27 protein-coding genes and 3 pseudogenes are annotated in these 26,347 nt (G+C 65.8%); 22 read left to right on the top strand and 8 right to left on the bottom strand.

The window, feature by feature from the left end; genetic code table 11:
- The first annotated feature begins 194 nt into the window (after positions 1-194).
- The 11 genes from Y705_RS0110595 (at position 195) to Y705_RS0110545 (ending at position 8,605) form a co-directional block, all read left to right on the top strand.
- Positions 195-662, top strand: a complete 468-nt coding sequence (locus Y705_RS0110595; RefSeq protein WP_049822595.1) for a Cg1360 family ATP-synthase-associated protein — start codon at positions 195-197, stop codon at positions 660-662.
- Positions 662-970 carry a hypothetical protein gene (locus tag Y705_RS19155; protein ID WP_049822594.1) on the top strand — a complete coding sequence of 103 codons (309 nt, stop codon included), beginning with the start codon at positions 662-664 and terminating at the stop codon, positions 968-970. Before Y705_RS0110595 ends, Y705_RS19155 begins: the two co-directional genes overlap by 1 nt.
- An 85-nt stretch (positions 971-1,055) precedes the next feature.
- A complete protein-coding gene (atpB, locus tag Y705_RS0110585) occupies positions 1,056-1,877 on the top strand; it encodes a F0F1 ATP synthase subunit A (protein ID WP_026532830.1) in 822 nt (273 codons plus the stop codon).
- 84 nt (positions 1,878-1,961) lie between these two features.
- Entirely contained in the window at positions 1,962-2,177 is a 216-nt protein-coding gene (locus tag Y705_RS0110580; protein WP_019481292.1) for an ATP synthase F0 subunit C, read from the top strand.
- Between the two features lie 52 nt (positions 2,178-2,229).
- Entirely contained in the window at positions 2,230-2,784 is a 555-nt protein-coding gene (locus tag Y705_RS0110575) for a F0F1 ATP synthase subunit B (RefSeq protein ID WP_026532829.1), read from the top strand.
- Positions 2,784-3,599 carry a F0F1 ATP synthase subunit delta gene (locus Y705_RS0110570; RefSeq protein ID WP_026532828.1) on the top strand — a complete coding sequence of 272 codons (816 nt, stop codon included), beginning with the start codon at positions 2,784-2,786 and terminating at the stop codon, positions 3,597-3,599. The genes Y705_RS0110575 and Y705_RS0110570 overlap by 1 nt, the downstream gene beginning before the upstream one ends.
- Positions 3,600-3,694: 95 nt before the next feature.
- Entirely contained in the window at positions 3,695-5,329 is a 1,635-nt protein-coding gene (atpA, locus tag Y705_RS0110565) for a F0F1 ATP synthase subunit alpha (RefSeq protein WP_026532827.1), read from the top strand.
- 92 nt (positions 5,330-5,421) lie between these two features.
- Positions 5,422-6,315 carry a F0F1 ATP synthase subunit gamma gene (locus Y705_RS0110560; RefSeq protein ID WP_026532826.1) on the top strand — a complete coding sequence of 298 codons (894 nt, stop codon included), beginning with the start codon at positions 5,422-5,424 and terminating at the stop codon, positions 6,313-6,315.
- Positions 6,316-6,399: 84 nt separating this feature from the next.
- Positions 6,400-7,863, top strand: a complete 1,464-nt coding sequence (gene atpD, locus Y705_RS0110555) for a F0F1 ATP synthase subunit beta (RefSeq protein ID WP_026532825.1) — start codon at positions 6,400-6,402, stop codon at positions 7,861-7,863.
- A gap of 5 nt (positions 7,864-7,868) precedes the next feature.
- Entirely contained in the window at positions 7,869-8,162 is a 294-nt protein-coding gene (locus tag Y705_RS0110550; protein WP_026532824.1) for a F0F1 ATP synthase subunit epsilon, read from the top strand.
- An 11-nt stretch (positions 8,163-8,173) separates the two neighbouring features.
- Positions 8,174-8,605, top strand: a complete 432-nt coding sequence (locus Y705_RS0110545; RefSeq protein ID WP_026532823.1) for a DUF2550 domain-containing protein — start codon at positions 8,174-8,176, stop codon at positions 8,603-8,605.
- A gap of 56 nt (positions 8,606-8,661) precedes the next feature.
- Here Y705_RS0110545 and Y705_RS0110540 read toward each other — a convergent pair whose 3' ends face one another.
- Complete coding sequence (locus tag Y705_RS0110540) at positions 8,662-9,888, bottom strand: N-acetylglucosamine-6-phosphate deacetylase (RefSeq protein WP_026532822.1); 1,227 nt, start codon at positions 9,886-9,888, stop codon at positions 8,662-8,664.
- A gap of 36 nt (positions 9,889-9,924) precedes the next feature.
- Complete coding sequence (gene nucS, locus Y705_RS0110535) at positions 9,925-10,620, bottom strand: endonuclease NucS (RefSeq protein ID WP_026532821.1); 696 nt, start codon at positions 10,618-10,620, stop codon at positions 9,925-9,927.
- A gap of 53 nt (positions 10,621-10,673) precedes the next feature.
- Between nucS and Y705_RS0110530 the strand changes: the two genes are divergently transcribed.
- Positions 10,674-10,997 (top strand): hypothetical protein, encoded by a 324-nt coding sequence (locus Y705_RS0110530; RefSeq protein WP_026532820.1) that lies wholly within the window; start codon positions 10,674-10,676, stop codon positions 10,995-10,997.
- A 44-nt stretch (positions 10,998-11,041) separates the two neighbouring features.
- A complete protein-coding gene (locus tag Y705_RS0110525; RefSeq protein WP_026532819.1) occupies positions 11,042-11,833 on the top strand; it encodes an alpha/beta hydrolase in 792 nt (263 codons plus the stop codon).
- Between the two features lie 49 nt (positions 11,834-11,882).
- On the opposite strand, the gene Y705_RS19150 is transcribed toward Y705_RS0110525, so the two are convergent.
- Entirely contained in the window at positions 11,883-13,229 is a 1,347-nt protein-coding gene (locus Y705_RS19150; protein WP_444826180.1) for an AI-2E family transporter, read from the bottom strand.
- 161 nt (positions 13,230-13,390) lie between these two features.
- Here Y705_RS19150 and Y705_RS0110515 point away from each other — a divergent pair, with 161 nt between their 5' ends.
- The 9 genes and pseudogenes from Y705_RS0110515 to Y705_RS23660 form a co-directional block, all read left to right on the top strand.
- A complete protein-coding gene (locus Y705_RS0110515) occupies positions 13,391-14,356 on the top strand; it encodes a tetratricopeptide repeat protein (protein WP_026532818.1) in 966 nt (321 codons plus the stop codon).
- A 92-nt stretch (positions 14,357-14,448) separates the two neighbouring features.
- Entirely contained in the window at positions 14,449-15,255 is an 807-nt protein-coding gene (locus Y705_RS0110510; protein WP_026532817.1) for an ABC transporter ATP-binding protein, read from the top strand.
- Complete coding sequence (locus tag Y705_RS0110505) at positions 15,237-16,808, top strand: hypothetical protein (protein WP_026532816.1); 1,572 nt, start codon at positions 15,237-15,239, stop codon at positions 16,806-16,808. Before Y705_RS0110510 ends, Y705_RS0110505 begins: the two co-directional genes overlap by 19 nt.
- Positions 16,809-17,198: 390 nt before the next feature.
- Positions 17,199-17,501: a DUF3039 domain-containing protein gene (locus Y705_RS0110500; RefSeq protein ID WP_026532815.1), complete on the top strand. Its 303-nt coding sequence runs from the start codon at positions 17,199-17,201 to the stop codon at positions 17,499-17,501.
- A gap of 33 nt (positions 17,502-17,534) precedes the next feature.
- Complete coding sequence (locus Y705_RS19145; protein WP_049822593.1) at positions 17,535-19,061, top strand: MFS transporter; 1,527 nt, start codon at positions 17,535-17,537, stop codon at positions 19,059-19,061.
- Positions 19,058-20,854, top strand: coding sequence for a DEAD/DEAH box helicase (locus Y705_RS0110490; protein ID WP_026532814.1), 1,797 nt, complete (start codon positions 19,058-19,060; stop codon positions 20,852-20,854). Before Y705_RS19145 ends, Y705_RS0110490 begins: the two co-directional genes overlap by 4 nt.
- Positions 20,855-21,052: 198 nt before the next feature.
- Positions 21,053-21,658: pseudogene (locus Y705_RS19140) on the top strand (ABC transporter permease); the annotation flags it as partial.
- Between the two features lie 54 nt (positions 21,659-21,712).
- A complete protein-coding gene (locus Y705_RS0110480) occupies positions 21,713-22,441 on the top strand; it encodes an ABC transporter ATP-binding protein (protein ID WP_026532813.1) in 729 nt (242 codons plus the stop codon).
- A gap of 185 nt (positions 22,442-22,626) precedes the next feature.
- Positions 22,627-22,896, top strand: a pseudogene (locus Y705_RS23660) (TipAS antibiotic-recognition domain-containing protein); the annotation flags it as partial.
- Between the two features lie 30 nt (positions 22,897-22,926).
- Here Y705_RS23660 and Y705_RS0110470 read toward each other — a convergent pair.
- From Y705_RS0110470 to Y705_RS19135, 5 genes and pseudogenes are all read right to left on the bottom strand, one after another.
- Positions 22,927-23,736, bottom strand: a complete 810-nt coding sequence (locus Y705_RS0110470) for an MBL fold metallo-hydrolase (protein WP_026532812.1) — start codon at positions 23,734-23,736, stop codon at positions 22,927-22,929.
- A gap of 55 nt (positions 23,737-23,791) precedes the next feature.
- Positions 23,792-24,541, bottom strand: a complete 750-nt coding sequence (locus Y705_RS0110465; RefSeq protein WP_026532811.1) for a class I SAM-dependent methyltransferase — start codon at positions 24,539-24,541, stop codon at positions 23,792-23,794.
- A gap of 75 nt (positions 24,542-24,616) precedes the next feature.
- Positions 24,617-25,435: an SDR family oxidoreductase gene (locus tag Y705_RS0110460; protein WP_026532810.1), complete on the bottom strand. Its 819-nt coding sequence runs from the start codon at positions 25,433-25,435 to the stop codon at positions 24,617-24,619.
- Between the two features lie 47 nt (positions 25,436-25,482).
- On the bottom strand, positions 25,483-26,106 hold the full coding sequence (locus Y705_RS0110455) for an isochorismatase family protein (protein ID WP_026532809.1): 624 nt from the start codon (positions 26,104-26,106) through the stop codon (positions 25,483-25,485).
- Positions 26,103-26,347: pseudogene (locus Y705_RS19135) on the bottom strand (nicotinate phosphoribosyltransferase); the annotation flags it as partial. The pseudogene Y705_RS19135 and the gene Y705_RS0110455, both read right to left, overlap by 4 nt.

Genomic DNA, 26,347 nt, shown 5'->3' with positions numbered 1-26,347 from the left:
CTGTATCTGTACTCGCCGCGGATCCTCCACGCGAGGGCCGCCCGACGACGGACACCCGCCACGACGGACCTGACCTGAGCGGCCCGATCCTCTACGTGCTGTAGAATCTAGGTGCGCTCCGGAATGGGGCAGCATACCCCGCATCGAAGCCGACAGACCTGAATCATCAGAGCAACATCAACAGAGCGGATGCAGTGAGCACACCCGATCCAGGAGTGGAGAACGGCACGCGGGCAGCCGGCGTCGCCGCTTCGGGGCCGACGGCATCGCCCTGGCTGGGAATCCTCACCCGCTGCACGCTGGCTGCGACCGTCGTCATCGGCGTGCTCGCCGTCGCGGCCGGCATCCTCGAGGGTCCCGCGGGAGCGCTCAGCGCGTTGTTCGGCTTCGCGCTCGTCGTTCTGTTCTTCGGCATCAGCCTCCTGATCGGTCACTTCGCCAGTAAGACCAATCCGTCCGGCGCCCTCGGCCTGTTCGCGGTGACCTACGCCATCAAGGTGGTGGGTTTCGCCGCCGTCCTGTTCTTCCTCGGGACACCCGACTGGCTCGCGGGCACATGGTTCTTCACGGGTGCTGTGGTCACCGTGGTGGTCTGGCAGGCCGTCGAGGTGTTCGTCTTCTCCCGTACCCGCCACCAACTGTACGAGGACGAGGTACCCTGATGCCCGAGGAAAATCCACCCCGGAACACGCCGTCCGACGACGACGGCGGCAGGTATGCCAGGGGCGGCTACAACGAGGGCATCGCCGTCTTCAGCTACATCATTGGCGGGATCGTGGTCTGGAGTTTGATAGGCTGGGGACTGGATAATCTCCTGCAAACACGCTGGTTGGTGCTTGCAGGAGCGTTCCTCGGTGCGGCCGGAGGTTTCTATCTCTCGCACATGCACAACCTCACTCGATCCCGCTCAACGCCGTCCCGCGAATCCTCGCAGGACAATCCCGGCGCCCATGGTGGCAAGCCCGAGTGAACCCCCACAACTTGAAAAGTCGGACGCGTCACGCTGTGGCCGATCGAAAACTGCCCAACGATGGACACTGCAGAGAGGAAACGCGTTGATCGCGCTTGCGCTCCCGGCCGCAACAACTGATGAGGGCTTCGTGCCCCCGACTATTGACGACACCCACTACCGGGACATCTTCCCCTGGGGCGGTGAATACGGCGTCTGGTTCGAGGGCGGTTTCGGCAAGCAGATGCTGATGATCATCTTCTCGGTGATCCTGATCGCTACCTTCTTCATCCTGGCGTCCCGCCGCAACGCGCTGGTGCCGGGCAAGATGCAGTTCCTCGGTGAGTCGGCCTACGGATTCGTCCGTAACTCCATCGGCAAGGACATCATCGGCGGACGGGATTTCATGAAGTACGTCCCGTGGCTGTTCACGGCGTTCTTCTTCGTCCTGGTGAACAACATTTTCGGTGCCATCCCGCTCCTGCAGCTGCCCAGCTTTTCCCATCCCGGCAGCGCCTACGCCATTGCCGCGATCTTCTACCTGCTCTGGGTGGGAATCGGCCTCAAGAAGCACGGGCTGAAGTACTTCAAGCTGGCAGTCGTGCCGTCGGGAGTGCCCTGGTACATCCTGCCGATCGTCGTGCCGATCGAGATCATCTCGAACTTCATCGTCCGGCCGGTCACGCACTCCCTCCGACTCTTCGCGACCATGCTTGCGGGCCACCTCATTGTCACCCTTGCCGGAACGGCGATCGAGTACATGGTCTCCACGGGCAGCATCCTGCTGCAGGGAACCAGCGTGCTGGTGCTCGGCGGTGCCATCGCCATGTACATGCTCGAGGCATTGATCATGGTCCTGCAGGCCTACGTGTTCACACTGCTGGCCGCCATCTACATCGAAGGCGCACTCCACGCCGACGCGCACTAGTTCTCCAAATTCTCAACAGTCTTCCCCGTCGGGGATGATCCCAAACAACCTGCCGCACCAAGGCGGCATCTTGAAAGGAACACAATGGAAGTACAGGGTAGCCTCAACCTCGTTGGATACGGTCTCTCCGCAATCGGCGGTGGTATCGGTGTGGGTCTCGTATTCGCCGCGTACATCAACGGCGTAGCACGTCAGCCTGAGGCACAGCGTGTTCTCCAGCCCATCGCCTTCCTCGGCCTGGCGCTGACCGAAGCCCTCGCCATCCTCGGTCTCGTCTTCGCGTTCGTTATCGGCGCTTAGCAGCACGGTTGAAGTTTCGTCCGAAGACCAGTTGAAGAAAGACGGGTGAAAAATGCTTAACGCAGCGATTATGGCGGCGGAAGAGGGCTCAAGTCCTCTGATCCCGAACCTCTGGGAACTGCTCGTGACCGTGGCGGGCTTCGCAGTGCTGATGTTCATCGTCATCAAGTACGTCATGCCGGCGTTCGAGAAGACGTTTGCCGCGCGCACCGAAGCCATCGAAGGCGGAATCGCCAAGGCTGAATCCGCACAGGCTGAGGCGAATGCGGCTCTTGAGGAATACAAGCAGCAGCTTGTGGAATCCCGCACCGAGGCCAACCGCATCCGCGAGGAAGCGCGGGCCGAAGGCGCGCAGATCCTCGCCGAACTGAAGGAAAAGGCCGCAGCGGAGTCCGCTCGCATCACCGAGCAGGCACATGTCCAGATCGAAGCCGAGCGTCAGGCAGCAGTTGTCTCGCTCCGGGCCGAGGTCGGAACACTGGCCACGGACCTCGCAAGCCGCATCGTCGGAGAGTCACTGGCCGACGACGCCCGCTCGGGCCGCGTGATCGACCGCTTCCTGGCTGATCTCGAGACCTCCTCGCAGAGCGCAGGTGCAGCGAAGTAATGGCCGGTATATCAAGTCACTCCCTGGCGAGCGTTCGTGAGGAACTGGAATCCCGACTGCCGGGGGCAAAGCTGTCCCTGGCGGAGGATCTCTTCGGCGTTCTTGCGATGCTCGACAGCAACGCCGGCCTCCGCCGGGCGCTGACGGATCCGTCACGCTCCGGTAAGGACAAGGCGGTGCTGGTCGATGAGCTCATTGCCAAGAGGGTTTCCCCGGACGCAGTGGGCGTCGTCAAGAGCCTCGTCAGCGAGCGCTGGGCCAACGCCCGCGACATCGGCGACGCCCTGGAGACGCTGGCGGCCACCGTGGTCATCGCCGTTGCGGAACGCGGTGGAACCGGCGTGGAGGGCTTGGAACGGCTCGAGAGCGAGCTGCATGCGTTCATGGCGGTCGTTGGATCCAATCATGAACTGCAGCGGGCATTGTCGGAAGCGCAGGCGAGCACAGAATCCAAGGTCGCCCTCGCACTGAAGCTGGTGCCAGGCGCAGGGGAAGCCGGCAGGCTGCTGATTTCCCAGGCAGTCTCTGCACCCCGCGGACTGAAGCCCGCCGCGCTCATCGGGCGTTTCCTCGAACTGGTCGCAGCGCGCCAGCAACGGTGGATCGCCAACGTCAGCGTGAGCCGTCCACTGACGGAAAGCCAGCACGCCAAGCTTATTGCCGGATTGAACGCCATGTATGGCCGGGAACTCAAGGTCAACGTAGACGTCAATCCGTTACTGATCGGCGGTGTGCGGGTGAGCGTGGGCGACGAAATGGTCGACTCCACGGTTGTCACGCGTCTGTCCGAACTCCGCCGCAAGATGGCGGGATAGCGCTTCGCGCTTATCCAAGCTCGACCAAGACTGAATCACATCCAGGTCGCCACGAACCTACCGGCGATCGCAACACAGGAGAGCAGGGACTGCAGATGGCCGAATTGACCATCAACGCCGACGACGTCCGTAATGCGTTGAATGACTTCGCGGCGTCCTACGAGCCCGGAAATGCGGAGCGTGTCGAAGTCGGCCGCGTAACCACCGCCAGTGACGGCATTGCCAGGGTCGAGGGTCTGCCTTCGGTCATGGCGAACGAACTGCTTCGGTTCGAGGACGGAACGCTGGGCCTCGCCCAGAACCTCGACACTCGCGAGATCGGTGTCGTCGTCCTCGGCGACTACACCGGAATCGAAGAAGGCCAGGAAGTCCACCGCACCGGAGAGATCCTCTCCGTGCCGGTTGGTGACGCTTTCCTCGGCCGTGTTGTGGACCCGCTCGGCCAGCCCATCGACGACCTCGGTCCGATCAAGGCCGAAGGACGTCGCGCCCTGGAGACCCAGGCGCCGGGCGTGACCGAGCGCAAGTCGGTACACGAGCCCATGCAGACCGGGCTCAAGGCGATCGACGCCATGATCCCGATCGGCCGCGGCCAGCGCCAGCTCCTGATCGGCGACCGCCAGACCGGCAAGACGGCCATCGCCGTGGACACGATCATCAACCAGAAGGCCAACTGGGCTTCCGGGGATGTCAACAAGCAGGTCCGCTGCATCTATGTCGCGATCGGCCAGAAGGCCTCCACGATCGCCGCTGTCCGCCAGACCCTCGAGGACAAGGGCGCGCTGGAATACACCACGATCGTCGCGTCCCCGGCCTCGGACCCCGCAGGCTTCAAGTACCTCGCGCCCTACGCCGGTTCGGCGATCGGGCAGCACTGGATGTACGGCGGCAAGCACGTCCTGATCGTGTTCGACGATCTCTCCAAGCAGGCCGAGGCCTACCGTGCAGTGTCGCTGCTGCTGCGCCGCCCGCCGGGACGTGAAGCCTACCCGGGCGACGTATTCTACCTGCACTCCCGCCTGCTGGAGCGTTGTGCGAAGCTGTCCGACGAGCTCGGCGCCGGATCGATGACGGGCCTTCCGCTCATCGAAACGAAGGCGAACGACGTCTCGGCGTACATCCCCACCAACGTCATCTCGATCACCGATGGCCAGATCTTCCTGCAGTCGGACCTGTTCAACGCCAACCAGCGCCCAGCGGTGGATGTCGGTGTGTCGGTGTCCCGCGTGGGCGGTGCCGCACAGGTGAAGTCGATGAAGAAGGTTTCGGGCACGTTGAAGCTCGACCTCGCGCAGTACCGCGACATGCAGGCCTTCTCGATGTTCGCCTCGGACCTCGACGCAGCATCGCGCCAGCAGTTGACCCGCGGTGCACGCCTCATGGAACTGCTGAAGCAGGGCCAGTACTCCCCGATGCCGGTGGAGCAGCAGGTCGTCTCGATCTGGGCCGGAACCGGCGGGTACCTCGACGACATTCCGATCGAGGACATCCGCCGCTTCGAAACGGAATTCCTCGAGCACCTGGGCCACCGGACCTCCGTGCTGACCACGCTCGCCCAGACGGGCAAGATGGAGGATTCCACGGCCGAGGAGCTGAAGTCGGAGATCACCAGCTTCAAGCAGGGGTTCTTCGGTAAGGGAGCGGATGGGCCTGGAGCAGGCCATGAAGAGTACGACGCCCTGCCCGCCGACTCGGTGGACCAGGAAAAGATCGTTCGGCACAAGCGCTAGGTAGCGAAACCCGGGCACGCGCCCAGCGCGTGTCCGGTCTTCGGACCTGACTCAAGTCGCTTCCCACGGGGGAAGCGGAGGAAAGGACAAGTATGGGAGCCCAGATTCGGGTCTACCGCCAGAAGATCGCTTCGACGACGTCGACGCGGAAGATCTTCAAGGCGATGGAGCTGATCGCGACTTCTCGCATCGGCAAGGCCCGCGCACGTGTGGCGTCGTCGTTGCCCTATGCCAACGCGATCACCCGTGCGGTTTCGGCTGTGGCCTCACAGACGGAATTCGACCACCCGCTCACCACCGAGCCGGCCGAGGTGCGCCGGGCGGCAGTGCTCGTCATGACGTCGGACCGCGGCCTTGCCGGATCCTACTCGGCCAGCGCGCTCAAGCAGGCCGAGGGCCTGTTCGAGAAGCTGAAGGGCGAGGGCAAGGAAACCAAGGCATACCTGGTGGGCCGGAAGGCACAGGCATACTTCGATTTCCGCCGCCGCCCCTACGAGCAGGTGTGGACCGGGGACACCGATGCCCCCGAGTTCGAAACAGCCCGGGAGATCGGCAAGGCGCTTCTCGATGACTTCGCAACGGACTATGAGGACGGCGGCGTGGAGGAGATCCACGTGGTCTACACCAAGTTCAGGTCGATGGTCGTCCAGGAGCCTTCGGTCATCCGGCTGCTGCCCCTCGAAGTGGTCGACGAGCAGGACTCGAATGATTCCGACCTGCTGCCGCTCTACGAGTACGAGCCGGAACCGGAGCGGGTCCTCGACGCTCTGTTGCCGCGGTACATCGAGTCCCGCCTGTTCGCAGCCCTGCTGCAGTCGTCAGCAAGTGAACTCGCTGCCCGCCAGCGGGCCATGAAGTCGGCCGGCGACAATGCAACCGAGCTCATCAAGAAGTACACGCGGCTGCGCAACACTGCGCGGCAGGCGGAGATCACGCAGGAGCTTTCGGAGATCGTCGCCGGAGCCGATGCGCTCAACGCCTCCTGACCAGCGTTCCTGCGTGCAGCCCCCGAGGGCTCCGCGCACAGATAAACTTAGTTCCACGCCATCTACGTAAATGAAGTGAGAGAGATGACTGCCCAGACTGTTGAACACGGTACGGACTCAGTTGCCCCCGGCGCTACCGGCCGTATTGCACGCGTCATTGGCCCGGTTGTCGACGTCGAGTTTCCGGCTGACGCAATCCCCGCAATGTACAACGCGCTCACCACCGAGGTCACCCTCAATGGTGTGACGCGACTGATCACGTTCGAGACCTCGCAGCACCTCGGGGACAACCTCGTGCGCGCCATCTCGCTGCAGGCCACCGACGGACTCGTCCGCGGAACTGTCGTTCAGGACACCGGCTCGGCGATCTCCGTTCCCGTGGGCGACGTCGTCAAGGGCCACATCTTCAACGTCCTGGGCAAGCCGCTCGACGTCGAGGAATCAACGCTCGAGATCACCGAGCGCTGGCCCATCCACCGCAAAGCCCCGAGCTTCGCGTCCCTCGAGGGCTCCACGGAGATGCTCGAGACCGGCATCAAGGTCATCGACCTCCTGACCCCCTACATCAAGGGTGGAAAGATCGGCCTGTTCGGTGGCGCCGGCGTCGGCAAGACCGTGCTGATCCAGGAAATGATCACCCGTGTTGCACGTAACTTCGGCGGCACCTCGGTGTTCGCCGGAGTCGGCGAGCGGACGCGTGAAGGAAACGACCTCTGGGTCGAGATGGAAGAGGCCGGCGTCCTGAAGGACACGGCCCTGGTGTTCGGCCAGATGGACGAGCCACCGGGAACGCGTCTTCGCGTGGCGCTCTCGGCGCTGACCATGGCGGAGTACTTCCGCGATGTGCAGAACCAGGACGTGCTGCTCTTCATCGACAACATCTTCCGCTTCACGCAGGCCGGTTCCGAGGTGTCGACCCTGCTGGGACGCATGCCGTCCGCCGTGGGCTACCAGCCCAACCTGGCTGACGAGATGGGGCTGCTGCAGGAGCGCATCACCTCGACGAAGGGCCACTCGATCACCTCGATGCAGGCCATCTACGTCCCGGCTGACGACTACACCGACCCGGCCCCGGCCACGACGTTCGCCCACCTGGACGCCACCACCGAGCTTTCCCGCGAGATCGCTTCGCGTGGACTGTACCCGGCCGTGGATCCGTTGACCTCGACGTCGCGCATCCTCGATCCGCAGTACATCGGTCACGACCACTACAACACGGCCGTGCGCGTCAAGCAGATCCTGCAGAAGAACAAGGAACTCCAGGACATCATCGCCATCCTAGGCATCGACGAGCTGGGCGAGGAGGACAAGGTTGTCGTCGCCCGCGCACGGCGCATCCAGCAGTTCCTTTCGCAGAACACCTACACGGCGAAGCAGTTCACGGGCGTCGAGGGTTCGACCGTGAGCATCAAGGACACCATCGAGGGGTTCTCGGCCATCTGCAACGGCGACCTCGACCACATCGCCGAGCAGGCGTTCTTCAACATCGGCGGGCTCGACGACGTCGAGCGCCAGTGGGCTGACATCCAGAAGCAGACCGGGAAGTAAGCGGTATGGCTGCCAACGCAGAGCTAGAGGTAGAGATTGTGGCGGCGGACCACTTCGTGTGGTCCGGTGCGGCCACGATGGTCAAGGGGCGCACCAGCGACGGCGAGATCGGTATCCTGCCGGGCCATTCGCCCGTTCTGGCAATCCTTGAGGAGGGTGAGCTCGTCATCCAGCCCGTGAGCGGCGACCGCCTGGTGGTCGGAGTCGACGGAGGCTTCTTCTCCGTGGACAGCAACCGTGTGGTGATTGTTGCCGACAACGCCAGGATCGGCGGTTCGGTGACCGCGGAAGCACGCTGACGTTTCCTCCGATGGACGGTCCGGGCCTGGTATTCGTTCTCCTCGCAGCCGTCTTCGGGCTGGTGGTGCTGGGCCTCGGCGCTTTCCTTCTGCGCCGGTACCAGCTCGGCCGCCGGCTCGGAACTTTCGATTCCTCCATCCGCCTCCCTCCCAAGGGCTGGCGGATGGGGGTTTGTCGTTATACCGATCTTCACCTCGAGTGGCTGAGTCTGCTCTCCCTGAGCCCCCTGCCGCGTTACCGCTACCTCCGCAGCTCCATCGAGCTCCAGGGCTGGCGCCAGCCGACAGAGGCCGAAATGGTGCGGATACAGCCGCGTGCAGTGATCGTCACCCTGAAGTATGAGGACCAGGAATTCGACCTGGCCATGAAGTACGACTCCTATTCGGGCCTCTCCTCCTGGATCGAGGCCGGCCCGGTGATCGGGATCGGCACCTGGCGCTGACCGACTCCCGCTGCTGATCGGGCGCTCCTAATCGGGTTCCGATCGCGCCGGCCCGCTCAGTTCGTCGTGGGCGCGGCGAGCCAGACTCCGGCCCGTAGGACACCGAGCACCTCGAGTTCCTCCGACACCACCAGGGCATCAGCGCGGAGCCCTGGACGCAGCGAGCCCACCTCGTCGGAAAGCCCGAGCACGCCTGCGGGAACGCACGACGCCGACCGCACCGCGTCCACCAGTTCCACCCCGGCATCCACCGCGCATCGGACCACGTCGATCAGCGTTCCGTTCCCGCCGGCCAGCGCTCCGGTGTCCGAGAGCACGGCGGCGCCGTCGTCGATGTGGATCTCGGTGCGGCCCAATCGGAAATTCCCCGACGTCCGTCCCGCCCCCGCCGTCGAATCGCTCACCAGGCACACGTTTTCCGGTCCGGCCATGAGAAAGGCCATCCGGACGGTGTCCGGATGCAGGTGCACGTTGTCGGCGATGAGCTCCACCGCCAGCTCACCGGTGCGTGCCCGCTCGAGGAGGAGGGGCACCGGCCCGGGGGAGCGGTGGTGCACGGACGGCATGGCGTTGAAGAGATGGGTGGCCGTGGGACGGCCCTGGAAACCGTCGAAGCCCGTGGAGTCGAGTTCCTCGATGATCAGGTCAAGGGCCGCCGCAGTCTGTTCGGCCGTGGCGTTCGTGTGGCCGATCGAGGGGATGACACCGTGGGTCACCAGCTCATAGACCAGCAGTTCGGAGCCCTCCAGTTCCGGAGCATAGGTCATCGAGAGCAGGTGGCCGCCAGCAGCTTCGATCAACCGGTCGACGTCGCCCTGATCCGGTGTGCGGAGGTAGGACTGGTCGTGGGCCCCGCACCGCTGGGGCGACAGGAAAGGGCCCTCCGAGTGGATACCCGCAATCAGGCCCTCTTCGGCGAGTCTGGCCAGGAGGGTGAAGGCCTGCACGAGGTCGGAGAGGGGGACGGTGCAGGTGCTCGCGAGCGTCGTCGTCGTTCCCCTTCGATGAAGGAAATCCACCGCCGCCCGGGTCTGGTCCTCGTTGCCGGAGGTGAAGTCGCCTCCTCCACCGCCGTGGCAGTGCAGGTCCACCAGCCCGGGAAGGATCAGCGCGCCGGGCGGAAGAGTGGAGCTCCCGGGGCCCGCCGGAAGGTTCGCCCCGTCCGCGGCTCCGGCGATGGTGATCCGTTCACCGTCCCACGCGAGGACGGCGTCCTCGATGATCTCCGTCTCGGTGACCATCCGGCCCGTGATGAAACTGCCTGTGCCCTGGTGGTTGGCCATTCCCCGATTGTATGTGACGGCGCGGCGGTAGCGGCTCTAGAAGAGGCGGGACTCCACGTCATCCACGCCGCGCATGGTGTCGTAGTCGAGGGTGAGGCACGTGATTCCGCGGTCGGTCGCGAGGACGCGGGCCTGGGGTTTGATCTGTTGCGCCGCGAAGACGCCCCGCACCGGCGAGAGCAGCGGATCACGGTTGAGGAGTTCGAGATAGCGCGTCAATTGTTCGACGCCGTCGATATCGCCGCGGCGCTTGAGCTCGATGGCGACGGTGGCGCCCGCGGCGTCGCGGGCCAGGATGTCCACCGGGCCGATCGCGGTTCCGTACTCCCTGCGGATCAACGAGAATCCCGGCCCCAGCAGGGTGATCTGTTCGGCGAGCAGACGCTGCAGGTCCGCCTCGACGCCGTCCTTGACCAGCCCGGGATCAACCCCCAGATCGTGGGAAGACTCATGCAGCTGTTCGCGGATGGAGATGACCAGCCGATCGTCGCTCTTGCCGTGCTGCACCGTCCACACTTCGGTGACGCCGTCGGCGGCGTCGCCCTCGTCGGGCGCCGTGACACGCAGCGTGGCGGGCGGGCTCATCCAGTTCAGCGGCTTGTAGGAACCGCCGTCGGAGTGCACAAGGACCGAGCCGTCGGCTTTCACCAGGAGGAGCCGAGTGGCGAGGGGAAGGTGGGCGCGCAGGCGTCCAATATAGTCAACGGAGCAGCGGGCTATCACTAAACGCACGCTTCCAACCTTACCGTTTCCGCGGACCGCCCCGGGTCAGGCAGACTGGAGCCGTGCCCCGTTCCAACCGACCCAGCCGTCCCGGTGGCGGCGCGCGGAGCAAATGGGCTCCGCCGCCCGAACTGGACCTCGAGCGCGCCCGGTCCGGCTTCCCCACGCGCGAGAGCGCGCCCGACGGCGAATGGTCCGTGCGGCGCATCACCGAGCGTAGCGCGGCCAAGGAGTACACATGCCCCGGCTGCCACTCAGTGATCCCCTCCGGATTGGCGCACCTCGTGGTGTGGCGCGAGGATTCACTGCTGGGTGCCGAAACGGCTCTGGCAGACCGGCGCCACTGGCACGTGCAGTGCTGGCGGACACGCAGATACCGGTACTGAACCGGCCGGCGCGGTGTTCATGCCGCCGCCCCTAGACTGGGGAAATGGCCAGCGATTCTCCCGAATACACTTTCACCACCAGCAGCGAACCCCTGGAGATCCGCGCCGCGACGGTGCTTCCGGCGGATCGGCGCAACATCGAGCTCACCACGGCGGACGGGCTGACACTGGTGGGCGAGTTCGCCTCACCCGAAGGCCGGGCCCCGACCGCCACCCTGATCACCCTCCACCCGCTGCCCACCCACGGCGGGTTCATGGATTCCCACGTCTACCGGAAAGCGTCCTTCCGGCTGCCCGCCTTGGCCGGCATTGCGGTGCTCCGCTTCAATACCCGCGGAACCTCTTCGCCCCGGGGCTCCAGCGGGGGAACGTTCGACGGCGGCGATGGGGAGCGCCACGACCTCGAGGCCGCAGTACGGTGGGCTGTGAACGAGGGCCTTACCAACATCTGGCTGGTCGGCTGGTCCTTCGGAACCGAGTTGTGCCTGAAGTACGGAGCGCTGGACCCGGTGGCCGAACTGATCGAGGGCGCCATCCTGCTCTCGCCGCCGCTGCACCGCGCAGGCGACGACGACCTCGCCGCCTGGGCGGCGGCGGGCCTGCCGCTGAAGGTCCTCGTCCCCGAGCACGACGACTACCTCAAGCCCCCTGAAGCCCTCGAGCGCTTCGCGAATGTGCCCCAGGCCGAGATCGTCTCAGTGGAGGGTGCAAAGCACCTCTGGGTGGGGGAGAAGTACGCGGCGCGCGCGCTCAACGAGATCGCGGACGTCGTGCTGCCGGAACCGGTCTCGCCGCTGCCGACACAGTGGGAAGGCCCTGCGGCCACAGCGCAGTAGGCGCACCCCCGCCGTCGACAACTGGCCGTCGACTACCGGCCGGCTCTCGCTACTGGCTGTCCTGGCGGGCGATGAAGACTTCCTTGAGCAGCAGCATGACGGCCGCCGCGGTGGGAATGGCGATCAGCGCACCGAGGACCCCGAGCAGGCTTCCGCCGGCAATGACGGCGATCACCGCCACCGAGCCCGGTACCGCCACGGCCCGCTGCATGATGCGCGGGGAGATGAAGTACGCCTCGAACTGCAGGTAGGCGAGGTAGGGAATCGCGAAGAGGAGAGCCGTTTCCCATCCGACGGTGAGCGCAACGAGCGTCACCACCGCGGCGGCGATCAGCGCTCCGACCAGCGGAATGAAGGCCAGCAGCACGACGACGAAGGCGAGCAGCACCGTGAACGGGACGCCCGCGATGCTCATGAAGATGAAGGCGAACATGCCGTTCAGAAGGGCCACACAGGCCTGGCCGATCACGTAGAGGCCCACGCTGCGGGTGATTTCCTCGGCAAGCATCTCCACGCGAGCCCGCCGCGACCGGGGAGCCAGCCGGTAGGCCCACTTCTTCATCGCGGGAAGCGATGCAAGGAAGTACAGGGTCAGGACCAGCACCACGAGCGTGCCGAACAGGCTGTTCACGATCACCGTCCCCACGCCCAGCACCCCGCCGAAGATCCCGCCCACGGCCTCACTGTTGGCGAAGAACCGATTGATCTCCGCCGAGACGCGATCACGCACCTGGAACTGCGCGTCGATGGTGGTGAAGAACTCCGAATTGAGGAAGTCATTGGCGTACCCGGGTGCCCGTTCACCGATCTGCGAGGTCTGCGAGACGATGGTGGGAATAAGGGTCGCGAAGAATCCGCCCACGATTCCGGCGAGCACCAGCAGTGCCAGCGCAATGCCTGCCGGGCGGGGCACACCCTTGCTATTGAGCCAGCGCACGATCGGTTCCAGTCCCAGTGCAATGAACAGCGCCGCGCCGATCCACAGGAGCAGCTGGGTCACGTTGGTGATGATGAAGAACGCGAGCAGAGCGAGCCCCACACCGACGCTCATCATGAATCCGAAGTGGATCGGGTGCTGGCGCATCGACCTCGGGTAGGCTCCGCCGAACTTCAGTCGCTCGTCGGTCAACTGCACCGACGGATCAACAGCCACGGGATCGGGCTCGCGCTCCGGCGGGAACTCGAAGCGCGGACGCGGTTGCGCCCCCGGCAGCGGTCGGCGGATCCGTCCCCCCCACTTGCGGAGGAAAGGGGTGCCGGGCTGCGCCGGGTGCGGAGTCGGATCAACGGGATCAACGGTAGGTACCGCAGGGTCGGACGCGCGGGCATCAGGTACCGGCTCGCCCGTCGGCCTCGGCAGCGGCTCGCTGACGGGGACGTCCTGATGATCTGTCACGCTGGGCTCTGCTTTCGCTCTTGGCGGCGCCTCTACCGCAGGGGGACAACAGACGAAACACTAACAGCCGGAGGTGCCCGGCAGGCCACTCTTCGTTACCATGGGGTGTGCGTTTCAAAGTTGCGGCGCCGATCGTTACCGGGGTAAAGAAAGGCAGATCAGTGTCCACACCAGCACAGCGGGGCGGCATGCCGCCGTCGTCGATGAACCTGCGGGGAGCCGTTGATCTCTCGGCCCTCAAGGCACGGGCCGACGCCGCAGCGCGGCCCGCCCCGAATCCGCCGGCCCCTGCAGCGGCAAGCCCCTACATCGTGGCGGTGACGGAGCAGACCTTCCCGCAGCTCATCCAGCTCTCGGCGCAGGTGCCCGTGATCGTGGACCTCCGCGCCTCCTGGAGCGAGCAGTCGGCGCAGGTGAGCGCCGTGCTGGAGACAGTGGTACTGGAACTCGATGGCCGGGTGCTGCTGGCACACGCCGACATCGAGGCGCAGCCGCAGGTCGCCCAGGCTTTCCAGGCCTCGGCCGCGCCCACCGTGGTGGCAGTGGTGAAGGGCCAGCCGGTTCCGCTGTTCGAGGGAACGATGCCTGAACCGCAGGTCCGCGCTCTTCTCGACGAGCTCCTGAGGGTGGCGGAAGCGAACGGGGTCACCGGAACACTCAACGACGCCGAGCCCCCGCCGGGGACGGAGCCGGCAGAACCGACGGAACCGGCACTGCCTCCGCTCCACCAGGAAGCCTTCGACGCCATCGAGTCGGGCGACTATGCCGCCGCCGCCGATGCCTACCGCAGGGCGCTGGCCGAGCAGCCCGCCGACGCCGAGGCCAAAGCCGGCCTTGCGCAGGTAGAGCTGATGCAGCGGCTGGACAATGCCGATGCCGCGGCGCTCCGGCAGGCCGGCGCGGACCAGCCCGACGACGTCGCGGCGCAGCTCGCTGTCGCTGACCTGGACATCACGGGCGGCCATGTGGAGGACGCCTTCAACCGCGTGGTGGCGGTCATCGCCCGCAGCGGCGGCGAGGACAAGGAAGCCGCCCGAAAGCGCCTGCTGGAGCTGTTCGACGTCGTCGGCAGTTCGGATCCGCGCGTGACCAAAGCACGCAGCGCCCTCGCACGCGCGCTGTTCTAGGCGCGGCCCGTCCTTTCGAGGTCCGGCAGCCCTTCAGTCCTTTGGTTCTTTGGGATGACGAAGGCGCGGGTGCCGGTTGCTAGCGTTGAGGCATGAGTTCCCAGCTGCCCCAACCCTCAGAGCCGCTTCCGGCGCATCAGCCGGAAGCCGTGGCGCTCTCCATCCGCGGGCTGGCCAAACGGTTCGGGTCGAAGATCGCCGTCAACGGAATTGACCTCGACGTTCCGGCCGGCTCCTTCTATGGTCTCGTCGGACCCAACGGCGCAGGAAAAACCACCACCCTCTCGATGGCCACCGGGCTCCTGCGGCCCGACTTCGGGCAGACGATGGTCCACGGCGTCGATGTGTGGAAGAACCCGCTCCAGGCGAAGAAGCTTCTGGGGATCCTTCCCGACGGCGTGCGGCTGTTCGACCGGCTCACGGGCGAGCAGCTCGTCACCTATGCGGGGCTCCTGCGGGGCATGGACAGGGACGTGGTCACCAGCCGGGTGCAGGATCTGCTGCGTGCGCTCGATCTCGCCGGCGACGCCGGAACGCTGGTGGTCGACTATTCAGCAGGAATGACCAAGAAGATCGCCCTGGCCTCGGCGCTGATCCATGCACCGAGGCTGCTGGTGCTGGATGAGCCCTTCGAGTCCGTGGACCCGGTTTCGGCGGCCAATATTCGTGACATCCTCAGGAGCTACGTGAATTCCGGGGGATCGGTGATCGTCTCGAGCCACGTCATGGACCTTGTCCAGCGCATATGCGACCACGTGGCGGTGATCGCCGCGGGAACCGTGCTTGCAGCAGGAACAGTGGATGAGGTCCGCGGGGACGGAAGCCTCGAGGACCGCTTCGTCGAACTGGTCGGGGGACGCAGCACCGCGGAAGGCCTTTCATGGTTGCGGACCTCGTAAGGCTGAAATTCACCCTCCTCCGCAACTCGCTGAGGCGCAGCACCGGCCAGTTGATCGGCCTGATCCTCGGCGGCCTGTACGGCCTGGGTATCCTGGGGTTCCTCGTTGCGGGACTCGTCCTGCTCGGTGCGGCCGACCCCGAGGTCATCCGCTCGGTGGTGGTGATCGGCGGTTCGGCAGCGGTGCTTGGCTGGGTGGTGATCCCGGTCGCGGCAACCGGAATCGACATGACCCTGGATCCGGCCCGTTTCGTCACGTTCGCTGTACCCATGAGGCAACTCCTGACCGGTTTGACGCTCGGTGGCCTGATCGGAGTGCCTGGCGCCATCACCCTGGTGGCGGCCCTCGCCCAGGCTTTCAGCTGGATCCGGTTTCCGGCGGCGGCGATTGCGGCGCTCGTCTGTGGGCTCCTCGCGGTGGTCCTGTGCGTCGTCGCCTCGCGGCTCGTCACGACGGCAATCTCCTCTCTTGCCGGCACCCGGAGATTCCGGGATGTCAGTGGGATCGTGACGATCATCCCGCTGGTCCTTCTTGGGCCCATCATCGGTGGCATCACCGCGGGATTCCAGGGCTCGCCCGGGTTCGCGGCGGTCCTCGCCGACATGCTGGCGTGGACGCCCCTCGGCGCACTGTGGGCGGTTCCCGCCGACGTCGCCCTCGGCCATCAGGTGCAGGCGCTGCTTCACTTCCTGATCGGGGTGGCGAGCATCGGCGTGTGTGCATGGCTCTGGTCGGTCACCCTGGGCCGGGCATTGGTCACGCCGGCCTACAACGCGGTGACAAAGAAGGGTGCCGGCAACCTCGGCTGGTTCGGCCGGCTGCCCGGCACACCGACCGGCGCAGTCGCGGCACGTGCGCTGACCTACTGGATGCGGGACCCCCGCTACTCGGCGTCGCTGCTGACCGTTCCGCTGATAGCGGTGGTCCTCTATTTCGCAGGTTCCCAGGGCGACGGTCTTTCCGCGTTCAGCTTCGTGGGGCCGTTCACCGCTTTCCTGCTTGCCTGGTCCATCTCGGCGGATATCGCCTATGACAACACGGCGTTCTGGCTGCACCTTTCGACGGGGGTCAGCGGGCAGGCGGACCGTGCCGGCCGGGCTGCGGGGCTCCTGATGTTCGGGATCCCCTTCGCGTTGGTCTTCACCGTGGTGCCGCTTCTGGTCTCCGACAACCTGCAGCATCTTCCAGTGATGCTCGGTCTGTCCGCCGGTCTGCTGCTGGCCGGCACCGGGCTCTCCTGCGTGGTGTCGGCGCGCTACACCTACAACGTGCCGCTTCCCGGGGAGAGTCCCTTCAAGACTCCGCCCGGCACCAACTTCGCCATGTTCGGCATCCAGTTCGTGGGGTGGCTCGTGCTGCTGGTGCTCGCACTGCCGGAGATCATCCTGACGGTCCTGTATTTCGTCACCGGCGATGCGCTGTTCGGGTGGCTGACCCTTGCGGTCGGCATCCTTCTCGGTGGCGTGATGCTTGTGCTCGGGATCCGTATCGGGGGCCGCTGGTATGACTCGCGGGGCCCTGAACTGTTGTCAGCGGTGTCGGTGAACAAGTAGCCGGCAGTGCGGGCACCGGTGCCCGGAAACGGAAAGTACACGTTTCAGGTAGGTGGCTGCGCTACCGAGTACGAACCGGTCATGCCCGTCCAGAGCGTGCATGCAATGCAATCAATGCAATCAATCCTCACTCGTAGGGAATGCGAAGTGCATGCAATGCAATCAATGCATGCACTGTCGGACCCTATAGTGGGGGATTCGCGAGCAATGTATGCACTGCGAATGTCGGCCCAAGACTGATTCGGGCTGATTCGGGCTGATTCGGGCTGATTCCGGTCAGCCCGTGGCGAATAAGGCGCGAAAGGCGGGATCCGATTCCCTGTGGTCTGCACCTTGCTACGGTCCGGCATGATCCGCGGGCGCATGATCTGCGGGCGATAGACTGGCGACATGAGTATGCCCTCAGATCCCTTTGACAATGATCCGCTGGACAACCCGGGAACGGGAGGTTCAACGGCCACGATCGAGCGCGAAGAAGTGCGTGAAGAGGTTGAACCCGGTGACCGCGAGCGGTTCGCGCACTATGTGCGCAAGGAAAAAATCATGGAGTCGGCCTTCACCGGCGAGCCGGTCATCGCCCTGTGCGGAAAGGTATGGACACCCGGGCGCGACCCCGAGAAGTTCCCGGTCTGCCCCGAGTGCAAGGACATCTATAACGGGTTGCGTCCAGGCAAGGACGACCCGAAGAAGTAGGGCACGGTTCCGACACGTGTCAGCCCAGCCTCGATGAACAAAACCTCCGGGCCGACGCAGTCCGCCGGCGCCATGTCTGCCGAGCTGCGGCCCCTGACCATCGGCATCCTCGCGATCATCACCTGCGCCGCCTTCGAGGCGATGGCCGTGGTCACCGCCATGCCGTCGGTCGCGAGCGAGCTTTCGGGCGAAGCCAGCTACGGGCTCGCCTTCTCGATGTACCTCACGGCGTCATTGCTCGGAACGGTCCTTGCGGGATCCTGGTGCGACCGGCAGGGTCCGCGCCCGGCGCTCGCTGTGGGAATGTTCCTCATGATCCTCGGCCTCCTGGCAGCGGGCGCCGCGCCGGCTTTCTGGCTCGTGACGGTGGGGCGGGCCATCTCGGGCCTGGGCGGCGGCTTCATGATCGTTGCCCTCTACGTGGTGATTGCCCGCGCGTTCCCCCAGCATGCCCAACCCGTGGTGTTCGGCTGGCTGTCCGCGGCCTGGGTGGTGCCCGCGCTGGTGGGCCCCCTGGTGGCCGGCGTCGTCGCCGAGAATCTGGGCTGGCGCTGGGTTTTCCTCGGCGTCGCGCCCATCGTGCTGGCAGCGGTGCTGATCGTCTGGCCGAAAACTGCGGCGCTCGGCCCGGCCGACGGCGCCGAACGCCCGGCCGACAACGCAGGAACGGGCGCGCAGGAGGCCGGCGGCTCGGGCGCTGATACCGCCGGCCCGACCGCAGGAGGTTCGGGACGGCAGCGTGCTCTCCGGGGCATCGGTCTTGCCGGTGGAGTCTTCGCCGCGCAGTGGGCGCTCAGCCGGCTCGCCGCCGACGGTAGCGGCAGCGCCTTTTCGGTGACCGCATATCTCCTGCTCGCCGGAGCCGGCCTGGTCGCAGTTTTCGTCACCCTGCCCGGGCTCCTGCCACACGGGACCCTGAAACTCGCGAAGGGCCTCCCCAGCATCATCGCCACACGGGGCTTCGTCAACGTGGCATTCTTCGGCGCCGAAGCCTTCATCCCGCTCATGCTCGTCTCGGCGCGCGGCTTCGACGCAGCGACGGCAGGCCTTGCCCTCAGTGCCGGAGCCTTGGGCTGGACCGGCGGGTCCTTCCTGCAGGCACGCGTACGGTTCCGGCGCGAGTGGCTGCTCGTCGCCGGTTCGACGGTCCTCTCGCTCTCGCTCGGCGGTTTCGCCCTGGCGTCGTCGGTGGAGGCACCGCTCTGGCTTCTGGTGATGGTGTGGGCTTTTTCCGGATTCGCGATGGGAATGACCCTCTCCAGCACCTCGGTCCTGGTGCTGAAACTTTCCTCCTCCCGCGAGCAGGGCCGGAACTCGGCATCCCTCCAGATCTCCGATCAGCTCGGGGGAGTGGTGGGAACAGCCGGGGCGGGCGCCCTCTTCGCGCTCCTGCGGGATCCGGCCGAACCGGCGCAGGTCTCGGTCTTTGTTGCGATCTGGCTGGCTCTGTGCGTGTTCGCGGCAGCAGGTATAGTTTCGGGTCTGAGAGGGGCACAGGCGAACGACGCCGGCCCTTCGCAGGATCCTCGAAAAGCAATGGAAGGTACTGTCCCGGCGTGAGTAGTGACACCCTGTTCGGTGCCAGCGCGGCCCTGCCCCCCGCCTATCCGGAGCGGGCCGCATGGGGCACCGCCCCCAAGCTGCGGCAGTGGCAGAGCGAAGCACTCGAAAAATATTTCGCCGGATCGTCCCGGGATTTCCTTGCTGTGGCCACTCCCGGCGCGGGAAAGACGACCTTCGCCCTCCGGGTGGCCACCGAACTGGTGGAGCGAGGAATCGTGAACCGGATCACCGTGGTGGCGCCCACCGACCACCTCAAGCGCCAGTGGGCCGATGCCGCGGCGCGGGTGGGGCTTGCCATCGACCCGAACTTCAAGAATGCCGACGGGCGGCATGGTGGCAGCTTCATCGGGGTTGCGGTGACGTATGCGCAGGTCGCAAGCAAGCCGATGCTCCACCGCGCCAAGACCGAGGGCGCAAAGACGTTGGTCATCCTCGACGAAATCCACCACGGTGGCGACGCACTGTCCTGGGGTGACGGCATCCGGGAGGCCTTCGAACCCGCCGTCCGGCGCCTTTCCCTCACCGGAACCCCCTTCCGCTCCGACACCGCAGCAATTCCCTTCGTCGACTATGTGGAGGACGGCGACGGCATTCGCCGTTCACGGTCCGACTACACCTACGGCTATGGTGAGGCGCTGCGCGACCACGTGGTGCGTCCCGTGATGTTCATGGCCTATTCCGGTCAGATGCGCTGGCGGACCAGCGCGGGTGAGGAGATGGCGGCGTCGCTCGGCGAGGCGGCCGTCACCAAGGACGTCACCGCGCAGGCCTGGCGGACCGCGCTCAACCCGACGGGCGAATGGATCCCGGCGGTCCTCGCCGCAGCGGACCGGCGCCTCACCGAGGTGCGGCGCACCGTGCACGACGCCGGTGGGCTGGTGATCGCCACCGACCACGACGACGCCCGCGCCTATGCCGGCCAACTCAAGAAGATCACCGGCGAATCCGCCACCGTGATCCTCTCCGACGATGCCAAAGCCTCCTCCAAGATCGAGGAATTCTCCGACGGCGACAAGCGGTGGATGGTGGCAGTGCGGATGGTGTCCGAGGGTGTGGACGTCCCTCGGCTGGCGGTGGGCGTCTATGCGACGTCGACCGCCACGCCCTTGTTCTTCGCGCAGGCGGTCGGGCGCTACGTGCGGGCCCGGCGCCGAGGCGAGACGGCTTCGATCTTCCTGCCCTCCGTGCCCAACCTCATGGCGCTGGCGAACCAGCTCGAACTCGAGCGTGACCACGCGCTGGACCGCCCCCAGACGGGAGAAGAGGATGCCTTCGCGCTGGAGGACAGCCTGATGGAGGCTGCGAACCGCGAGGAGAAGGCATCGGATTCACTGACCAAGCAGAAGTTCGAGGCGCTCGAATCCCAGGCGTCGTTCGACCGCGTGCTGTTCGACGGCGGCGAGTTCGGAACCGGCGGTGAGATGGGCAGCGAGGATGAGCAGGATTTCCTCGGCATCCCGGGCCTGCTCGACGCCGACCAGGTGGGACACCTGCTGCGCCAGCGCCAGCAGGAGCAGCAATCCCGACGCCGCGGGCGGGCCGGTGCTCCCGCGGCGTCGGCCGGCCCGGCCGAAGAGAACCAGGTGGTGGATCACCGGCAGCTGACCGAACTCCGCGGGCAGCTGGCCAAGAACGTGTCGGCGTGGTCGGCCCGGACGGGCACACCGCACGGCATGGTCCATACCGAACTGCGGAAGGCTTGTGGTGGACCGGCCGTGGCACAGGCGAACGAGGAGCAGCTCCAACGCCGTCTGAAGAAGCTGCAGGACTGGTTCATCGGGCGCAAGTAGGTGCTTTGGTCGGCCCCGGAGATGTACCCCGTGCCTCGGCCTTGCCCTTCTCGGCGCGAACTACGGCGGAGAATCAGGAGCGGTCTTCGTCCGGAGCGCACTTCGCATCCACGCCGAGAACAACCTTTGAGAGCCCGAGCGACCGCGGAGTCAGCTGCGGATGATTCTCTTGTTCCGTGCTGAGGCAATGGCGGCCGTGCGAATGTCGACGACCAGTGGTACAGCCACACTCCGGTGGTCTGGACGACGCTGACCGACTGGCGGGCCATGGCTCACATCGATGATCCTGGTGTTGCCTGCACCGTAGTTGCCGCTACCGAGAAGGACACGGCGGCGCCGGGCTCCGCGAGGGACCTTGACGCTGCCGCAGGAACAGTGAGCACGACGAAGACCCGAAGCTTCAGCGGTCTGGCCTCCTTCGGCTCCGAGAACGGCTCACTGACCATGATGCAGGGCTTCCTGTACGGAATATCGGCTTTGGTGATAGTCGCATTCCTCACCGTATGGACCATCCAGCGCACCCGCGACATCGCTGTACTCAAAGCGCTAGGCGCCTCGAACGCGTACGTCATCCGGGACGACATCGCCCAGGCGGCAATCGTCCTCGCGACCGGCGCCCTGGTGGGAGGGGGCCTCGGTCTCGCAGGCGGCTTCCTCGCTGCGCAGAGCGCACCGTTCCTGATCTCCGCCGGGACAACCCTCATCCCCGTCGCGGGCATCGTGGTGCTGGGCCTGGCCGGTTCAGTACTCGCCGTCCGCCGCGCCACCACCATCGACCCCCTTCTCGCCCTGGGCGGCAACTAGCCCGCCGCCCGATCAGATCCGCTCCCTACCCTCAAGAGAAAGAACCAGATCATCATGAGCACCACGACCGACGGCGCACTCACCCTGGCCGACGTGACACTGGAATATCCGGACGGCGACAGCGGCACCCTCAAAGCCCTCGACAACGTCAGCCTCTCTGTTCCGTCCGGCTCCATCACCTCGCTCGTGGGACCATCCGGATCGGGAAAATCCAGTCTCCTGGCCGTCGCGGTGACCCTCGTGCGGCCCACCAGCGGCATGATCAGGGTCGGCGGCACTGAGACCAGCACGCTGACGGATGCGGAGCGCACCACGCTGCGGCGGGAGGAAATCGGCATCATCTTCCAGCAGCCGAATCTGCTCGTGTCCCTCACCGCCGCTGAGCAACTGGTCATCGGTGAGCACCTTCGGGGTGCGTCGCCCAAGGCGGCCGAAGCGCGGGCACGGGACCTGCTCGACGTCGTCGGGCTCTCCGACGCAGCCGACCGGCGGCCTCATCAGCTTTCGGGGGGCCAGCGCCAGCGGGTCAATATCGCCCGGGCACTGGTGGGCCAGCCCACCATCCTGCTGGTGGACGAGCCGACTGCGGCACTCGACCATGAGCGGTCGGACTCGATCGTGCGGCTGCTGTGCCGGATCACGAGGGACTTCTCCGTGGCGACGGTACTGGTCACGCACGACACCGAGTTCGTACCGCTGACAGATGCCGTCGCGACCATCCGCGACGGCAGGCTTTCGGCCCCGGCCCTCGCTGTCGCGCGGCCCTACTTCGAGAAAACCTGAAAAGAGGGCGTCGAGGTAGCCGGTGTTGACCGGTCCAGGTTGACCGTATCGAGAAGAATGCCGCGGTCGATCAGGTCATCGGCCACGGATGACGTGATTTCCGCCAGGATCACGTCTGAGTCCACGACGACGCGGACAGCTCGCGACGAACGTGTCAGCGTGGTCGGATCGGACGGGCGCGCCGCATGGCGCAAATAGGCCCGCCGACCGACCGTGCATCGGGGCTTGACCTCGCCGTTCCGTCAACCTTCAGAGTCGATTCCGAAAGTGAAATCCGGTCGGCGAAGGAGGAAAAGGACGAGGTCGAAGAGCGCTGGGGGAAGGACGCCTACGCGGCCGGCGACGCTTGGTGGCGGGGAAAGAGCCCTGAGCAGAAGCGCGTCTTCCAGGAACTCGCTGCAGAACTGTCCGAGGCATGGACAGCGGCTGCAGCGCAGGGACTTGCCCCCGGCAGCGAGCGTGCGCAGGTGAGCGAAAGCCTCATCCTAGGTCAGGTGATCGAAGTCGCCGCGGATCCAGGAGATATAGCGGTTGGCGGAGTAGCGCACCACATCGCGGGCATCAGCGGGGACGCTGCCGCCGAGGTTGTCGTAGAGCCGGTCGAAGGTGAACACTTCGGCTGCCTGCGTAACCCGTTCCACCACTGCTGCTGACAGCGGAATCCGGTTGGGGTAGCTGCGCATGAACGTCACCGACGCTCGACCTGGATTGGACTGGATCGTGTCCCCAGCGAGCAACACTCCCTTTCCGTCCGCACCGGACGCCCAATGTGCTATCGCGCTGCCGGGGAAGTGGCCGCCAGGCTGGGAGAGCGTGAGTCCGGGCAGGATCTCGATCGTCCCGGACCATGGGCGGATCACCGGGTCCGGTCGTGAGACCCAGTGCAGGTCTGGTGTTGCGACGAACACGGGGACACCACCGAGTTGCCGGCTCCATTCCACCTGCACGCCGAACATATGTGGATGGCTCGCGACGATCCCGACTACCTCGCCAAGCTCGCGGACCTGCCGTACCACGTGGTCGTCGAGGTAGCCCGTCGGGTCCCAGAGCAGGTTCCCGGCTCGGGTCCGCACCAGGTGGGACTGCTGGCCGATGCCGACTCTGGGCTCAACGGTGATACCGAACAGATCAGGCTCCAGTTCCGCCACACGCGCACTGTGCCCAGCCGCGGCCAATTCGGAAAGGGTGGTCCATCGTTGTCCGCCGGCGGGAACGTATTGCCGCTCGTCGGCGCAGATCCGGCATACTTCGGAGGTCTCCTCGTGCTCGACAGCACAGGCTCCACAAATCCACATGGTGGTTGCCTTTCCTGCCGGTCGTCGAGGCGGGCTGCATGATCGATCGCGTCTTTCAATGGTAGGCGTGAGAGTCCTCTTCAGGTTTGCTCGCGACGAAGACGAATTCCCGGCCAGGACGGTCTGCTGCGTCCCGAACGCTTTCGATGTCGTATCCGTGAACGCGCAAGTCGTGTTCGACCTCATCGCGCTCGCGGAACCGCAGGGTGGAGTCCGACGTCAGTACCTGCCCGTCGGAGGTGAAGACGTAGGTCCAGCGGAAGCTGACAAGCGGCCAGGTGACGTCGAGGAGTTCCATCCAACTCTCGACCTCACCGACGCCCTCGAGGGCGGTGGTACTGCGCGTCGCCGTTCCGGTCCATTCCTCCCACGCGCGCCGGGCAGGATCGCGTGTTTCGAAGACGAAGTGACCGCTGGGTTCCAACGCGGTATGGACGCGATCCAGAGTTGCCGCCCAGTCCTGCTCATCGGTGATGGCCTGGGCGGCGTTGCCGGTCATCAGAACAAGATCAACCTGCAGGGGCGGCAGCGCCGTCGCGTCACCGTGGATCCATCGAACTCCGGACCCGCCTGGTTTGGCGCGGGCAACGTCGAGGGAACCTGCGGCAGGGTCCACCCCAAGGACTTCGATTCCGCGCTCGGCGAGCTGTAACGCCAGCACTCCGGTGCCGCAGCCCAGATCCAGGACCCTCCGAGCGGCGAAGTCCCGCACCATCACCAGGTACGGCTGGAGGTCGCTACGGTCAGGATCCAGGGCGTCGTAAATAGCAGCGAGCCGTGGATGTTCGAAAATCGGGTCCGCCATGGATGACGACGTTACCGCGTCTGGATCGAATTTGGTGCCGCAGCAACCCGACATCAGTGGCCATACCACCCCTGATCACCAGCGGAGGAAGCCGCCCTCGGTATTCAGTACCTGTCCCACCATCCATCGGCCCTCATCGCTGACCAGCCAGGCGATAAGTCGGGCAGGATCGTCGGGTTCTCCGAAGCGGCCGGTAGGGCAACGGGCAAGTACTGACTCGAGCACCTCGGAGGGTCGATCCGTCATTTCCCCGTCGAGGTAGCCGGTGTTGACCGGTCCGGGGTTGACCGTATTGAGGAGGATGCCGCGGTCGATCACGTCATCGGCCACTGATGACGTGATCCCCGCGAGGGCCGCCTTCGACGTCGCATAGGCAATCTCCCCGCTCATCGGGCCCTGCGTCTGGCCGGAGGTCAGCCAGATCACCCGGCCGCCACGGCGTCCGTCGTGCTGGTCCGCGAATCGCTGGGTGGCCAGCAGCGTGGAGCGCGTATTCACCTGCCAGTGCTCGTCGAGTCTCTCAGCCGTCATTTGGGCCAACGGCCCGTCTCCGCCACTGCGCGCATGATTACAGACCAGCACATCCAGATGCCCCAGCGCGGACCGCGCCGAGTCGATGAGCTGACGCGGGGCGTCCGATCGGGTGAAGTCGAACTCCGCATGCTCGAGCCGGGCACTTGCCGCAAGTTTCATTGTCAGGGCTTCCATCACCTCGTCGATGGACTCCGCGCCCCAGGGCTGCTCTGCATCGGACGGTGCATGGTGCTGCAGGAACAGGCTCGCCCCCATGGCGGCGAGCCTCCCGGCGATCGCGAAGCCTATCCCTTTCCGGCGGCTCACTCCGGTGATGACGGCAACACGGCCGGCAAGCGGCGGATCCGACTCGAAGGACATGAGCTCATCCTAGGAGACAGCTGGAAGAAGCGGCCCGGCTGTGCGGCTCAGCGCAGCAGCTCCACGCCCGCAGCCTCCAGTTCGTCGAGGGTGTCCGCGGTGCGCTCCGGGTCCACGCCGCGCGTGAGCGTGGTGAGCAGCGAGACCGAGTACCCGGCCTGCAGGGCGTCCAGCGCGGTGGCCCGTACGCAGTGGTCAGTGGCCAGGCCGGCGAGCACCACTTCCTCCACCTCGTGCTCGCGGAGCCAGTCATCAAGCGTCAGGAGGGGCTCGTCCGTCTCCGGCAGGGCACCCGCGAGCTTCCGCTCACCGCTCGGCACTTCGTCGTCTGGCGCCTTGACGCCCTCGAAACCGGAGTAGGCGGCCTCGTACTGCCCCTTCCGGAAGACGGCGTCGATGCCCTCGGTGTCGAGGTCCGGGTGGAACTCCGCGCCCTTGGTTCCGGCGACACAGTGAACGGGCCAGGAGTCGACGTAGTCCGGGGTGTCCGAGAAGTGCGGTCCCGGGTCGACGTGCCAGTCCTGGGTCGCCACCACATAGTCGTAGGTGCCGGACTGCTCGTCCATATGGTCGCTGAGGTCCGCAGCCACAGCGGCTCCGCCGTCGACGCCGAGTGAACCTCCCTCGCAGAAGTCCTTCTGGACATCGACAAGAATCAGGGCGCGTGTCATGGGATGTTCTCCTCGTATTCAGTGGGGATGACAGGTTCGCCGCGCTGCAGGCGTCGGATGGCTCCCGGGAGCTCGGCGAGGGATCGCTGATGGCATTCGGCGGCGCGCCGGACGGCTTCGGGCCCTGTCCAGCCGGGAAGGACCTCGCCGTCCTGCACGAGCTGGTGCAGGAGCGGGCGGTCGTTGCCGTCATCGACGGGCGGCGTCCCGACGCCGAGCACCTCGGCGGTGGCCCTGCCGT

The organism is Arthrobacter sp. H41, assembly GCF_000520535.1.
Lineage (GTDB): Bacteria > Actinomycetota > Actinomycetes > Actinomycetales > Micrococcaceae > Arthrobacter_D.
This window is presented reverse-complemented; position numbering and strand designations above follow the sequence as displayed.